Source organism: Rhizobium sp. 18065 (assembly GCF_902706095.1).
Classification (GTDB): domain Bacteria; phylum Pseudomonadota; class Alphaproteobacteria; order Rhizobiales; family Rhizobiaceae; genus Allorhizobium.
Genome location: NZ_CACSJP010000006.1, coordinates 48,882 through 63,024 on the forward strand (window position 1 = coordinate 48,882; position 14,143 = coordinate 63,024).

Genomic DNA, 14,143 nt, shown 5'->3' on the forward strand with positions numbered 1-14,143 from the left:
AGGCACGGCGGCAATGCTAGAAATGCATAGCTTGCATTCCCCGCAAGTAATTGTTTTTTCTTGCAGATTTTCGATTAACTTGATTTCAGTTAATTAGAAATAGGTATTGAAGATGACGATTTCATCCGGTCGCGACATATTCAACTGATAGCGCGCCTTCTCGTCAATGATGTCTTCATCGAGAGAGCCGTCACTCAACAGGCCGACTTCCTTCTCAAGGCTCGTACGCTGCGCGACAAGCACAGAAAGCTCGGAACTGCGCGCCACGCGCTGTCGCTCGAACTCCTGCGCAGCGCGCAGACCATAGTCGCCATGGAGGGAATGATAACCGAAGTAGGAGAGGAATGCGATGGTTACGGCAGGGAGAATGAGACGCCCGAATTTCTTCTTTTTATGATGCCTGGTCCACATGCCGACAACGCCCTGATACGCAAAACTTTTCGCCAAGTTAGCGCCGATGTCTTAACCGATCATTGACCTCGAATGGCGAGCAATAAAAAACCTGCGCCACGTCCGTGGCGCAGGTTCATTGACATGCGTTGAAAGCAGTATCAGCCGCGCAGGATCGACGTGCCTGCATAGCGGGCCTGCGGGCCGAGTGCTTCCTCGATGCGGATCAGCTGGTTGTACTTTGCAGTACGATCCGAGCGGGCAAGCGAGCCGGTCTTGATCTGGCCGCAGTTCGTGGCAACCGCGAGATCGGCGATCGTGGAGTCTTCGGTTTCACCCGAACGATGCGACATGACGGCTGTGTAGGCGGCGCGGTTTGCGGTCGAGACGGCGTCGAGCGTTTCCGACAGCGAGCCAATCTGGTTGACCTTGACCAGGATGGAGTTGGCAACGCCCATCTTGATGCCGTCGCGCAGGCGCGAGGAATTGGTGACGAAGAGATCGTCGCCGACGAGCTGGACCTTGGCGCCGATCTTGTCGGTCAGGGACTTCCAACCTTCCCAGTCATCTTCCGCCATGCCGTCCTCGATCGAGAAGATCGGGTACTTGCCGGCGAGTTCGGCAAGGTAGTCGGCCATGGCTTCCGGCTCGAGTGTGCGGCCTTCGCCTTCGAGAACGTATTTGCCGTCCTTGAAGAATTCGGTCGAGGCGCAGTCGAGCGCGATATGCATGTCTTCGCCCGGACGATAGCCGGCCTTTTCTATCGACTTCATGATGAAGTCGAGTGCAGCAGGCGCAGAGGCCAGACCCGGTGCGAAACCACCTTCATCACCAACATTGGTGTTGTGGCCGTCGGCTGCCAGCTGCTTCTTCAGCGTGTGGAACACTTCCGAACCCATGCGCACAGCATCGCGGATGGTTTCCGCGCCGACCGGAACGATCATGAATTCCTGGAAATCGATCGGATTGTCGGCATGCGCGCCGCCATTGATGATGTTCATCATCGGAACCGGCAGGACATGCGCGTTCGGGCCGCCGATGTAGCGATACAGCGGCAGCCCGGATGCCTGGGCCGCAGCCTTGGCGACAGCGAGCGAAACGCCGAGGATGGCATTGGCACCGAGGCGAGACTTGTTCGGCGTGCCGTCGAGTTCGATCATCAGATTGTCGATCTGGATCTGGTTCTCGGCATCATGGCCGCCGATGGCGTCATAGATTTCGCCGTTGACGGCTTCGACAGCCTTCTCGACGCCCTTGCCGAGATAACGCTTGCCACCGTCACGCAGCTCCATGGCTTCGTGGGCGCCGGTCGAGGCGCCCGACGGAACGGCCGCACGACCCATGCTGCCGTCCTCGAGATAGACGTCGACCTCAACGGTCGGGTTGCCGCGGCTGTCGAGAATTTCGCGGCCGATGATGTCGGTAATGGCGGTCATGTTCGCTCCCTGTAGAATGAAAGGACAAGGCTCGGTGGCAGATGCTCGGACGCCTATTTTCGCCCGGCCCAGCCTGTGAGTCTTCCTCTCTTAGCCTAAGATCCAGAAAATACAATGACAGGCTCGGGCCGACAATTCCGAAAACCTAATCGATTTAAAAGAATCGAATCCCTCTGCGGGCGCCGACCAATCGATTGAATGGAATTCAGGCGGCCTTGGCGATATCGTCGAAGGCGATCAGCTTTTCCAACAGGCGGCGCATGTGGTCGATGCGAACCATGTTCGGGCCATCGGACGGCGCATTGTCCGGGTCCTGATGGGTCTCGATGAACAGCCCGCCGACGCCGACAGCCACCGCCGCGCGGGCCAGCGTTTCGACAAATTCGCGCTGTCCGCCGGAGGAGCCGCCCTGCCCGCCCGGCTGCTGAACGGAATGCGTGGCATCGAACACGACCGGCGCGCCCATAGAAGCCATGATCGGCAGCGACCGCATGTCGGAGACCAGCGTATTGTATCCGAAGGACGCGCCGCGTTCGCAGAGCAGCACATTCGGGTTGCCCGTGGCATTGAGCTTGTTCAGGACATTCTTCATGTCCCAAGGCGCCAGGAACTGGCCCTTCTTGACGTTGACCACACGACCGGTCTTGGCGGCAGCGACGAGCAGATCGGTCTGGCGGCAGAGAAAGGCCGGGATCTGGAGCACATCGACGGTCGGCGCGACGGCAACGCACTGTTCCTCGGTATGGATATCGGTGAGAACCGGGATGCCGTATTCCTTCTTGATGTCGGCAAAGACTTCCATGGCCGTTTCCAGGCCGATACCGCGCTCGGCCGAAAGCGACGTGCGGTTCGCCTTGTCGAAGGATGACTTGTAGACGAGGCCGAGGCCGAGTTCGCGGCAAAGTTCGACAAGCTTTCCGGCGATCATGAAGGCATGGTCGCGGCTTTCCATCTGGCAGGGGCCGGCGATCAGGGCAAAACGACCCTTTTGCGAGAAGACAGCCTTTCCGGCACCTTCGCCGACGGTGACTTCGGAATTGGTCGGATTGCTCATGCTTGCTCCTCGAAAACGAATAGGACGCCCTGGCCTGGGGCAGGCGCCACGATCAGGCGCGCGCCCACTTTCTGATAAGCGATGGCATTAGCAGCGAGACAGGCTTCTGTCACGCCGATATCACGGCTGTGAAACACGACGGCGGCGCCCTCAAGGCCCCGGCCCTTTCTGCGCGGGGTAGAACCGAAATGCGCACTGAACCCTTCCGGTGTCAGCGCATCGACGCTGGCATTCGCGGTCAGAAGCGAGATACCAAACGAATGCGCTGTGACATCTCTCTGGCCAAGGCCGAGTTCGAGCAGATACTGGAAATCGCTGGGATTATCTTCGACCAGAACAACGCGCGAAATGCCGACGACGCCATTGCCATGCACTAGCAACGCGCCCCGGTCTGTCGGCAGGGCGTTGATCCGCTGACAGGCAAACAGGAAGAAATCGGGACCGCGCAAGTCGGCGGCAAAGGCCAGCCTGAAGGCGGCATTGATCTCGCGGCCATCGGGAAAGCGCATCTGTCGGGCGAATTCCAACATTTCACCGGCGCCGAACCCTTGCGTCCGAAACCGAATATCGTCGGCAGAAGCATCGTCCGTTTTGACGACGATGGCTGACAGGCCCTCACCCTTCCGGAACCGGAACGCCTGATCACGCGCCACGAAGACATTGCCGGCTTTGGCCGAGGCCTCGCAGTCCTCGCGACTGGCAACGGCCAGCGGCTCCAGGTAGGTCTCATCGGCGAAAAACACGCAAGCGTTTTCGGTACCGAACGGATGGATTGCGTCAGCGGCGACAGTAAAGCCGAGCGCCGACAGACGCGCTCTTGCGACATCCAGCGATCCCACCGGCAGGACAAGATGATCAATCGACCTCGGCGCCTGATGTTGCGTCTCCATATCGATCTCTCCTGCTATCAACATCCGTCTTACCTAGTGCTTATGACGGGGCAGCGAAAGGGCATCGATGCTCGCTTTTAGTTCGGCGATCTCCTGCCGGGTCTCCTGCAATTCCTTCAGAACATGCAGATCGATCTTGCGGTGCAGCCCGAGAACCTCGATCTCCGCCTTCAGGTTGATCTCATAATCCTTGGCCGCCATGAAGCGGTCGCGCTCTGCCTGGCGGTTCTGGCTCATCATGATGATCGGCGCCTGGATGGCGGCAAGCATCGACAGAATCAGGTTGAGGAAGATGAAGGGATAGGGATCCAGCGATTCGGTCGCCAGAACGACGGTGTTGAGGATGACCCAGACCACCAGAAACAGCAAAAAGCCGATGATGAAGTTCCACGATCCGCCGATACGGGCGATCGCATCGGCCAGACGCTGGCCTGTGGTGGACACCGCCAGAAAATCCTGACCGGCATCGGTGGACAGGGTGCGTTGTTCGCGCGCATGGCGCAGCACCCTTTTCTCCGCCGGGTTCAGTTCATGTACGGCCTTGCCGAACAGCGTCTTTTCCGTGTCCACCGACATCAATCACGATCTCCGTTTCGATTCGTCGCCAGTGTTTGCGCCAATATCCGGCAAAGACAATGGGCGACACTGTCACACACAGCCGATCGTCAATATGGGAGGGATTCGGCCGACCTCTGTCGGCCAGTGATCCGCAGCAGGTCAGATCGAGCAACGACTATTTGGGGAAGCCATACTTCTCGGTGATGCTCCAGAACGACTGGTTGATCCTGATAAGCGAGCGGATGCTCTCGCGGATCCGTTCGATTTCCTGATCGTCGAGTTCCTCGATCTTGCCGTATTTGATATCGTCCCGTCCTTCGAAAATACGCATGGACTGGGTCAATCCGCGGCCGCTGTCAGGGTCGAACGAATAGATGCAATGGTTATATTTGTTGCGAAGTTTGGCCTCTTCCGACAGACGTCTGGTTGAATCCAGTATATCGGCACGACAATCGGCCGGTGTCTTCTGCATCTTCGCCAGTCGCTCGACGAGATCGATGCGCGCGCGTGGCGTATTTAGCGTCAGAAAGATGACGATCGCCGTCTCCTTGTCCGACTGGGCGAGGCCGGCGATCATATGGATCAAGAGACTTTCGGTATTGGTCCAAGTGTAATTCAACTGCCCGATCAGCAGCAGCACATCCTGAAATCTACGCATCGCCGCCAGAAACCGGATTGCTGCCCGGCCTGTGGAGGTCGCCGGAGCCTGATCCGCCACTGTCCCTGTGTTCGAAATAGAGCGCGACCGCTTCGGTTCGATTGTGGACACCGAGCTTGGTGATGATGTTGTGGATATGGATCTTGACCGTGTGTTCGGACAAACCGAGTGCTGCCGCGATGATCTTGTTCTGGTTGCCCAAAGCGATCCTGGCCAGGATTTCGTTTTCGCGTTTGGTCAACTGGTGCATGATCTTGCCTTGGATTTCTTGCACAGGGTGCGGTTTCGCCTCGTCGTATGGGGTGTGCCCCTCGTTTCGCCAACTGATGCTGTCTTGATTCCGATAGGCGATCGACGGGAAATATGTCCCTCCCCTCAGGATTATCCGCAGCATTGAAAGCAGAACATCGAGACTGACATTGAGAGGCAGAACTCCCTTGACGTGGCTGGTATCGACGAGGTGAAAACGCTCCACACTGCCGCGCAGATCACTGTCCGTGACAATGGCAATCGCGGCGGAGGGGTGTTGGGCGAGCAGCTCGCCGGCACAATCACTCAGTTCGTGCGCATGCAGCAAATCGACAAGCACAAGCCGCAGCGGAATATCGAACTCCTCCAGAGCCGATAACATGCTGACACTGTGCGAAACCCGGATGAAGGGAAATTCTCGTTGAATGGCCGCAGCCATCGCCCCGGAGATAACATCCGGCGGACCAACATACAGAAGTGTCCGAAGATTTGGCATTGCCTCCAGAGAAGCCGCCAAATCCGCGCCACCGCTCCCGACGTGAGGCGCAAGTTGTTTCATGCAGCATGCCTCCCCGAAAATACAATCACAGAGTGCGCCACCTGTCGCCATCTCCGTTCCTTTAGAAAACGGTAAACCAAACGGCATCGGTTGGGAATAGTCCGAACGATCTAATGGGCGCGCTACTAGACATCATGAGCGACAACAATATCGCAGCACATTGCAAACGAAGCGCATTTCAGCGCGCGGCGACAAGTACAAGTCTAGATCATCTACACAAAACGAGGGGGAGATTGACGGCCGACTACCTCTTTTGATCCTAATCCGCAGCCAAATGCCAGAGTCGCCGGGCATAAGGCACGCGGTGCACTCTCCACACAATCGAGCCTTTTTCTGCGGGTAACCACCAAAAAACTCAACCCTGAGCAGAGTGACGTTCTAAACTGTTTCACTACGAACCACTCACCGGGTTACGCTCGCATTGATGCTTAGCATGTCAGCAACGGTCGATTGTACTGACTGTCTAGACCTCCATCACGGTTTGCTGCACTGCACATTACTAGCTCCATGTATCAGCTTATCTTCTGGCGCCAACAAGCACAGACTTGATTTGAGGCGACGACCTGGTTGTTCGCGTTGGGCATGATTCTCGGAGAGACTGCCTGAACAGAGATCGACACCTCATAACTGCATTCAGGAGGAGCACTTCATCAGCATCGACAATCGTCGCCGTGGCGACAGTGAAAGTGGCCTTTTGAGGCAATCGTCTTTCAACCGCAGATCAATCCGGAATTCGCATGTGAAGACCGTATAGAAGATGAATAACGGTCAAACAGTCGCGGAATCCGATGACGGAGGATACGACTATGGGTAAGCCGAAGAATAACTATTACGATCATGACGACGACAACAGTCAGGATCAGGATCAGGACCAATCCGAAGCGCAGGCACAGGCCCAACTTGAAGCACAGGCCCAGTTTGAGGCTCAAGCACAGGGTCAGGGTCAGGGTCAGGGACAGGGACAGGGGCAAGGTCAGTACCAGTCCAGTGAGTCCGAAAACCTCAACGGCAACGGCAATGGCAACCTGAACGGCAATGGCAATGGGAACCTGAACGGTAACCTGAATGCCAATCTCAACCTCAATGAAAACATCAGCACCACGACCGTTACAGTCGGCGTGGCTGTCGATGCCGGGCTCGAAGGCTACGTGCCGAGCGACGATGACTTCGCCGATATCGACGTTTCCAAAGGCTCCTCGGTCGAAGGCCTGTTCAATGTCCAGTTCAAGGACATCATGAACGATGCCCTCGACGGCGAAGGCAATGACGTCGGCAATGTCTTCAACCAGATCGCCAATCTCCAGGACAATGACAAACTGGAGAGCGCCGAAGTCAAGAATGATGCCACCTTCACGGTAAACGCCAAAGCCAATGGCGGGTTCGCCAAGGCTGAAGAAGGCATCAATGGCGGCGGTGAAGGCGGAAACGGCGGCGGCAACGCAGACGCAGACGGCGGCAACGGCGGCGAAGGCGGCAACGCTCTCGGCGGCACTGCTCTCGGTGGCATAGGTCTCGGTGGTCTGGCGCTCAGTGGCGCTGAAGGCGGCGAAGGCGATGGCGGCGATGCCGATGGCGGCGAAGGTGATTCCGGCAGCGCAGACTCAGGTGCGGCACTTGGCGGCATCGGCCTTGGTGGTGATGGCGGCAACGGCGCAGCAGGCGTCGGTCTCGGTCTGGGCCTTGGTCTTGGTCTGGGTGCCGGTCTGGCGCTGGCAGGCGAAGGCGCAAGCGGCAGCAACAGCACCGGCGCAGGTGGCGAAGGCGGCAACGGCGGTGACGCCGATGGCGGCGATGCTGAGGATGCCGGTGACAGCGAAGCCACGGGCGGTGAAGGCGGCAATGGCCTCGGCCTGTCACTTGGCCTGATCAATCCGATCCTCATCGACAACGAAGGCGGTGGCGCAGGTAGCGGTACCGGTGGCAGCAATGCCGGCGGTGCAGGCGGTGGCGGTGGCGCTGGCGGTGCCGGTGGCGGCTCTGGCGCAGCAGCCGATTCCGGCAACGGCGGCGATGGCGGCGATGCCGGTGGACTGGGCCTTGGCCTCGGTGCCGGTACAGGCGCTGGCCTCGGGGTCGGTGGTGACGGCGGCGCCGGTGCAGCAGGTACCGGCGGCGGCGGGACTTCTGGCACTGCGACCAGCGGCGATGCTTGGGGCGGGGATGCCTGGGCTGAAGGTGGTGATGGCGGCAGCGCTCTGAGTGGCGCCTGGACAGCCGGCACAGGTGGTGGAGCGGTCGGTGGCTGGGCTCTCGGCGGCGATGGTGCCCTCGGCGGCGCAGGTGGCACTGCGACCACCGGTTATGGCGGCGCAGGCGACGGCGGCTCCTGGGGATCGGACAATGGCGATGACGGCTACGTCACCGGCACAAGTTCGGCAAGCGCTGACGCTGGCATCGACACCAGTGCCTTCAACCAGGAAATCGTGATGGGTGCCAACCTGCAGCAGAATGCCATCGACATGACAGTCGTCGGCGGTGATCTGACCAGCACGGTTGTTGGCGAGGACGGCGACGACGGGGTGTAAGGGCCGGGATCGCATTTAGCCAAAGTTAGCAAAACGTCACGGGGCTGCGCAGGCTTCCTGCGCAGCTCGTTTGTGCCTCATGACAGGCGGTCATGGCGGCACCTCAGGAACAAGGAGTTACGGCCTTGACGATGATGGATAAATTCACCGAAGAGATCAGCCATTTTATCGGCTTCTTTCATATCAGCGTCGAGAATGCTCGGGCTCGGGAAGCTTATAACGAATTTGCCTTCACCAAGGCCGATGTCGACCTGGAGAAGCTGCCGGTCCATACGAGCGATTTTGCGGCTCCCTTTGATCTTTTGGGGTTTGAGCCGGGCTTCGGCTATCGCGCGCCGGCACCGGACCACTGGTATGTCCTGACCAGACCTGTGCATTCGCAGTCGGTCTCAGATACCAGAACCGTCGGCCATCACATTGACGGCCGCGTCCTACCGGATATTCCAAACTACGGTTTCGATACACCGATCGACTCGGTGCATTACCTCTACCCAACCCCGGAAATTCAAGCGCCTGGTTCGGTCGTCAACCATTTCCACCAAGCCATCTCGCTGTCCGATGACGATTATTTCAGCGTTGGCGGACATGGGCTGGCGTTCAATCCAGAGCCCATTGATGACGCTGCCGTGCTCGAAGGCTTCGAAGAGGCGGCTGCGCTGTCGCCTCTGGGCGACCTCGCACGTCCCGGATCAAGCACGGAGATGATCGGCGTCATCCAGACAGTCATTGACCAACTGGAAGACGTGCCCGCTGACAGTGACGCCGTTCAGATCCACATCAGCGCGACCTCGATCGACGGCATCTATGTCAACGGCGAAATTGTCGAGGAGGCGCCGAATATCGACGACTATCATTCCTTCGCCAAGGATGAGAGCGACGGAGACGATAACGCAGAGGATGTCAGCGAGGGAGAAGAGAGCGCAGAAGGCGAAAGCACCAATACCTGGACCAAGGACGACGGCACCGTCGCCATCGCGGTGTCGGTGGAAGTGCATACCGGCGGCAATACCCTGATCAACAATGTCGTGTTGCAGAACTTCTGGACAGGCGCGACGATTACCATCGTTGCCGAAGACCATGTCGAAGTGAACGCGATCGTCCAGATCAACGCGCTGTGGGACACCGACGCGATCACGTCAGCGGTCAGCGACTGGACCCATGACGCTGCCACCAACGAGATGTTCAATATCGCAACGTTCGATCATCTGGATATATCCGATGGCTCGGGGGGTGGCGCGAGCGGTAGCGACGACTATCCGGCGTTCTGGGCGGTCACCGAGATCCATGGCGATCTGATGATCGTCAACTGGCTCGAGCAGATCATTTTCATGAGCGACGACGATGTCGGTATTCTCTCCTCCTCTGGCGTGACCACAAGCGTCGTCGCCGGCGACAATTTCGGCGTCAACCACGCTTCGGTCTTCGAACTGGGCTTTTCCTACGATCTGATCATCATCGGCGGTTCGATCTTCGACGCGAACATCATCCACCAGATGAACGTCCTGTTCGACAATGATTTTGTCGGCGCGACGGCTGACTTCCAGACATCAGGCGAAGGCTCCGTTTCCTCATCCGGCAACCTGCTCTGGAACCAGGCACGCATCGGCACGATCGGCGATGCCGACCGCTTCGACAGCCTGTCGCAGGACCAACTCGGCACATTGGCGTCCTTCGCAAATGGCGAGGGCAGCATCTCGCCGGAACTTCTTTCCGATGAGGCCTTTGCGGGACTGCAGGGGTTGCGGGTCCTCTATATCAGCGGTGACCTGATCAACCTTCAATACATACGCCAGACGAACATCCTCGGCGACAGCGATCAGATCGCGCTGGCGATGGATGCAATCGCACCCAATCTCGATGCCGACTGGACAATCGAAACCGGATCCAACGCGCTGCTGAACAATGCCACGATCATCGATCTGGATTCCGTGGGGAAGACCTATGTCGGCGGCGAGCAATATTCGCAGGAAACGCTCTTCCAAGCCGAACTGATCTCCGGGCAACCGGACTTCGGCAACCCGGACCCCGATGCGCTGGTCAACGAAGCCGTGCTTTTTCTCGACGATTCCATGCTTGCTCCAGACGATCACTCGACGGCATCCGATGCCTCCTGCATGCCGTCCGATTATGACGGCCACACGGGTGATGGCGTGAACAGCATGATTGGACATTAAAGGGGACATAAATGTCGGAAATCCGCAAACGCCTGGAGCCACCGATTGAACCAACAGAAAACAGGGCAGGACCGAGATCGCCACGGCTGGAAGCATCGAATGACGCGGATGGAACCTATGCAAGGCTCGAAAGGGCCGTCGAAGATTACCTGAAAGCCGAGGTCGGCAATCCCAAGCCGCAATCGGCGACGGCGGCCCAGCCGATCCGTCCACCGCAAAACCTGCGGGTCGCCTACAGCCAGACGGATACGCCTGAAACTCCCGCGCCCGAGCCAACCGCCGAAATCAGGCAGGAACCGCCGCCGGAACCTGATGCACCGCAGAGCCGCCCGCTCGAATCGAGAGCCCCGGACGGCATGAAGGTGATCGATGGGGATTGCGGCCCGGTGAAGGCCGAAACAACCACAGTGGACAATCCGGTATCAACCCGGGGCGGCAAGGGATCGGGCGGAGGCGGCGGCACTTTCCACAAGCGGCTCGGCCAGGTCGACTTCAACGCCAGCCTCAAGGCCGGCATCCATGCGGTCAAGCGCAATCTGTTGATCGTGATGGTGTTCACGATTGCGAGCAATGTGCTCGTGCTGGCCATACCGATCTATCTGTTCCAGATTTCGGACCGGGTCCTGACCAGCCGGTCCACCGATACGCTGATCATGCTGACGATCGTGATCGTCGGCGCCATCATTCTCCAGTCCGCCTTCGACGCATTGCGCCGTTTCATCCTGATGCGAACGGCCGTGGAGGTTGCAGCCCAGCTCGGAGCACCGATCCTGAGTGCGGCGGCGCGGGCGTCCCTGCAGGGCAATGGCCGAGAATACCAGACGCTCGGAGACCTGCAGCAGGTCCGCTCGTTCCTCGTCTCGCGGACGCTGCTCGCCTTTCTCGATGCCCCGATCGCGCCGGTTTTCCTGCTCGCGGTTTTCCTCATTCATCCGCATCTCGGATACATCGTCGTGGTCACGGCGATCCTGCTGCTGATCTTCACCCAGATAAACCAGCGCGTGACGGCAGTACCATTCGCCGATGCCAACGCCGCACAGATCAAGGCCAACCTGCACCTTGATTCGATGACCCGCAATTCGCAGATCATCAATGCATTGGCCATGATACCGGAGGCTGTGCACATCTGGGGCAAGGATACGGCCGCATCGCTCAAGGCGCAGGTGATTGCACAGGACAGGAACATCGCGATTGCTGCGGTCTCGAAAGGTATCCGTCTTCTGACGCAGGTCACGATGCTCGGCTGGGGTGCCTATCTGTCAATCCAAGGCGAACTCACCGGTGGCATGGTCATCGCCTCCTCGATCATTGCCGGGCGTGCGCTGGCGCCGATCGAAGGTGCGATCGAGGGATGGAACCAGTTCAGCCAGTCGCGCGCCGCCTATGGTCGGATCGCCGCGCTGCTCAAAGCTTCGCCACTCAATTTCGAACGCCTGAACCTGCCGAAACCCGAGGGTCGGCTTGACGTCGAGCGGCTGCTCTATGTGCCGCAGGGCACCAAGCGGGTCGTGCTGAACGGGATCTCGTTTGCTCTCCAGCCGGGCGATTCGCTCGCCGTCATCGGAAATTCCGGCGCGGGAAAGACCACGCTTGGCAAGATGCTGGTCGGTTCCATCCTGCCGACATCGGGCAATGTGCGGCTGGACCTGATGGATCTTCGCAACTGGGACCAACGGCAATTCGGTGAAAACATCGGCTACCTGCCGCAGGACGTGCAACTCTTCCCCGGAACGATCAAGGCCAATATCGCCCGGATGCGCTCAGACGCCGACGACGAGCAGATCTACCGCGCCGCCATGCTTGCCGACGTGCACGAGATGATCGCGGGCCTTCCGCATGGCTACGAAACGATGGTCGCCGCCGATGGCTCGCCTTTGTCCGGTGGGCAGAAGCAGCGCATTGCACTGGCGCGCGCCTTCTTCGGCGACCCCCATCTGGTGGTTCTCGACGAGCCCAATTCCAACCTCGACAGCGCTGGCGACATGGCGCTGATGCGGGCGCTGCAGCATGCCAAGGAGCAAAAGATCACCATGATCACCGTGACCCAGCGCCCTTCCCTGCTCAACAGCGTCGACAAGATCCTGCTGCTGGCCAATGGCACCGTCGCCTTGTTCGGCATGCGCATGGATGTGTTGAAGGCATTGCAGGCCCGCGGCATCGATATCGAAGGCGGTTCATTCGGTCATCAGCTGCAATAGGAGGCGACGTGCATGGTAGACATCGCCAAGGTTCACGATATCGAGTGGTATTCCGAAGTGCCGCGGTCGATCAGCAAGCAGACGATTGTCGGCCTGGTTCTGATGGCCATCGCATTCGGCGGATTCGGCACATGGGCATCGACCGCGCCGCTTGCGGCTGCGGTGATTGCCCAGGGCAGCTTCGTCGCTACCGGCCAGAACAAGATCCTCCAGCATCTGGAAGGCGGCATTATCGAACAAATCCTCGTCAGCGAGGGTGATCAGGTGGTCGAAGGACAGGCTCTCGTGCAACTGGACGAGACTGCGGCCCAGGCGAAGAAGCGTGAACTGTTTCTACGCCGCATGCGACTGGATGTGACGGCGGCGCGGCTGACCGCACAGTTCGAGACCGTCGAGAAACTTGATCTCTCCTCTTTGCTGAAAGAACACCGCGGCGATCCCGACGTCTGGGCGATCCTGGTCAGCCAGCAGCTGAATTTCAGAGCGCAGCGGCAAAAGCTCTCCAGCGAGATCGCCTTGCTGCAACAGAACATCCGGGCACTCGAGTTCCGCGAAATCGGCTATACAAGGCAACGCGATGCGTCCATCCGTCAGCTTGAACTGCTGAAGGACGAATATGCCGCAAAGCAGATCCTGCTGGAAAAGGGCGTGGCGCGGGCCAACGAGGTCAAGGCGCTTCTGCGGGCCATCGCCGAGGCGGACGGCCAGATCGGACGGCTGGAGGCGGAAATCGCCGAGACCCAGGCGCAGCGCACGAAGGGCGAGCAGGAGGTGCTGCGCGCGGAAAGTGCCTATCGCGAAGATGCACTTGAGCGCCTGCAGGCCATACAGGGCGAGCGCGACATGGTGCGGGAGCAGCTGCGGGAAGCGGCCAATATCCTCGAGCGCGCGACGATCAATGCGCCCGTTTCAGGCACGGTTGTCCGGATACACTACCATACCAATGGCGGTGTCATCGAAAGCGGCAAGGCGATCCTCGAAATCCTGCCAGCCGGGGTGCCGCTGATCATCGAGGCACAGATCCCGCGCAACGATATCGACAGCGTCAAGCTGGGCCAGGCAGCAACCATACGGCTGGTTGCCCTGAACCAGAGAACGACGCCGGTGCTGACGGGCGACGTCTTCTACCTGTCGGCGGACGCGCTCCAGCAAACCGGCAATACGTCGTCTGCGCCGCACGACGTCTATCTCGCCCGGATCAACATTGCACCGACGGAACTGGCACGGGTTGATGGCTTCACGCCGACACCTGGCATGCCGGCCGAAGTGATGATCCAGACCAACGAAAGAACATTCCTCAACTATATCACCAGACCGATTACCGACAGCATGTCACGCGCCTTTTCGGAGCAGTGACACTTCGGCAAAAGACGGGCACGGTGGGCACCGCATTCTGGAAACATACGTCGCCGAGAGCGGCGACGCCTTGCAATCAGTCCTGGTTGTCGTGTC

The 14,143-nt window shown here is 59.2% G+C and carries 11 protein-coding genes; 4 read left to right on the forward strand and 7 right to left on the reverse strand.

Features of this window, described 5'->3' with window-relative positions; genetic code table 11:
• Nucleotides 1–93: 93 nt before the first annotated feature.
• From GVK95_RS15235 to GVK95_RS15265, 7 genes are all read right to left on the reverse strand, one after another.
• Nucleotides 94–411 (reverse strand): septum formation initiator family protein, encoded by a 318-nt coding sequence (locus GVK95_RS15235; protein ID WP_159951116.1) that lies wholly within the window; start codon nt 409–411, stop codon nt 94–96.
• A 140-nt stretch (nt 412–551) separates the two neighbouring features.
• A complete protein-coding gene (gene eno, locus GVK95_RS15240; RefSeq protein ID WP_159951118.1) occupies nt 552–1,826 on the reverse strand; it encodes a phosphopyruvate hydratase in 1,275 nt (424 codons plus the stop codon).
• A 205-nt stretch (nt 1,827–2,031) separates the two neighbouring features.
• Nucleotides 2,032–2,880: a 3-deoxy-8-phosphooctulonate synthase gene (gene kdsA / locus GVK95_RS15245; protein ID WP_159951120.1), complete on the reverse strand. Its 849-nt coding sequence runs from the start codon at nt 2,878–2,880 to the stop codon at nt 2,032–2,034.
• Nucleotides 2,877–3,770 carry a VOC family protein gene (locus GVK95_RS15250; RefSeq protein WP_159951122.1) on the reverse strand — a complete coding sequence of 298 codons (894 nt, stop codon included), beginning with the start codon at nt 3,768–3,770 and terminating at the stop codon, nt 2,877–2,879. Before GVK95_RS15250 ends, kdsA begins: the two co-directional genes overlap by 4 nt.
• Nucleotides 3,771–3,803: 33 nt before the next feature.
• Complete coding sequence (locus GVK95_RS15255) at nt 3,804–4,346, reverse strand: DUF1003 domain-containing protein (RefSeq protein ID WP_159951123.1); 543 nt, start codon at nt 4,344–4,346, stop codon at nt 3,804–3,806.
• Between the two features lie 157 nt (nt 4,347–4,503).
• Nucleotides 4,504–4,986 (reverse strand): hypothetical protein, encoded by a 483-nt coding sequence (locus GVK95_RS15260; protein WP_159951125.1) that lies wholly within the window; start codon nt 4,984–4,986, stop codon nt 4,504–4,506.
• Nucleotides 4,979–5,794, reverse strand: a complete 816-nt coding sequence (locus tag GVK95_RS15265; RefSeq protein ID WP_159951127.1) for a response regulator transcription factor — start codon at nt 5,792–5,794, stop codon at nt 4,979–4,981. Before GVK95_RS15265 ends, GVK95_RS15260 begins: the two co-directional genes overlap by 8 nt.
• 806 nt (nt 5,795–6,600) lie before the next feature.
• On the opposite strand from GVK95_RS15265, the gene GVK95_RS15270 reads away from it, so the two are divergent.
• The 4 genes from GVK95_RS15270 to GVK95_RS15285 all read left to right on the forward strand — a co-directional run bounded on the left by GVK95_RS15270 (nt 6,601) and on the right by GVK95_RS15285 (nt 14,047).
• Complete coding sequence (locus GVK95_RS15270; RefSeq protein ID WP_159951129.1) at nt 6,601–8,319, forward strand: hypothetical protein; 1,719 nt, start codon at nt 6,601–6,603, stop codon at nt 8,317–8,319.
• 131 nt (nt 8,320–8,450) lie between these two features.
• A complete protein-coding gene (locus GVK95_RS15275) occupies nt 8,451–10,493 on the forward strand; it encodes a hypothetical protein (RefSeq protein ID WP_244618792.1) in 2,043 nt (680 codons plus the stop codon).
• 11 nt (nt 10,494–10,504) lie between these two features.
• Nucleotides 10,505–12,691 (forward strand): type I secretion system permease/ATPase, encoded by a 2,187-nt coding sequence (locus tag GVK95_RS15280; protein WP_159951133.1) that lies wholly within the window; start codon nt 10,505–10,507, stop codon nt 12,689–12,691.
• 12 nt (nt 12,692–12,703) lie between these two features.
• Complete coding sequence (locus GVK95_RS15285; protein ID WP_159951135.1) at nt 12,704–14,047, forward strand: HlyD family type I secretion periplasmic adaptor subunit; 1,344 nt, start codon at nt 12,704–12,706, stop codon at nt 14,045–14,047.
• Nucleotides 14,048–14,143 lie beyond the last annotated feature (96 nt).

Coding starts and splice junctions, on each gene's coding strand:
- GVK95_RS15235 (WP_159951116.1), bottom strand. CDS start 411: ATGTGGACCAGGCATCATAAAAAGAAGAAATTCGGGCGTCTCATTCTC.
- eno (WP_159951118.1), bottom strand. CDS start 1,826: ATGACCGCCATTACCGACATCATCGGCCGCGAAATTCTCGACAGCCGC.
- kdsA (WP_159951120.1), bottom strand. CDS start 2,880: ATGAGCAATCCGACCAATTCCGAAGTCACCGTCGGCGAAGGTGCCGGA.
- GVK95_RS15250 (WP_159951122.1), bottom strand. CDS start 3,770: ATGGAGACGCAACATCAGGCGCCGAGGTCGATTGATCATCTTGTCCTG.
- GVK95_RS15255 (WP_159951123.1), bottom strand. CDS start 4,346: ATGTCGGTGGACACGGAAAAGACGCTGTTCGGCAAGGCCGTACATGAA.
- GVK95_RS15260 (WP_159951125.1), bottom strand. CDS start 4,986: ATGCGTAGATTTCAGGATGTGCTGCTGCTGATCGGGCAGTTGAATTAC.
- GVK95_RS15265 (WP_159951127.1), bottom strand. CDS start 5,794: ATGAAACAACTTGCGCCTCACGTCGGGAGCGGTGGCGCGGATTTGGCG.
- GVK95_RS15270 (WP_159951129.1), top strand. CDS start 6,601: ATGGGTAAGCCGAAGAATAACTATTACGATCATGACGACGACAACAGT.
- GVK95_RS15275 (WP_244618792.1), top strand. CDS start 8,451: ATGATGGATAAATTCACCGAAGAGATCAGCCATTTTATCGGCTTCTTT.
- GVK95_RS15280 (WP_159951133.1), top strand. CDS start 10,505: ATGTCGGAAATCCGCAAACGCCTGGAGCCACCGATTGAACCAACAGAA.
- GVK95_RS15285 (WP_159951135.1), top strand. CDS start 12,704: ATGGTAGACATCGCCAAGGTTCACGATATCGAGTGGTATTCCGAAGTG.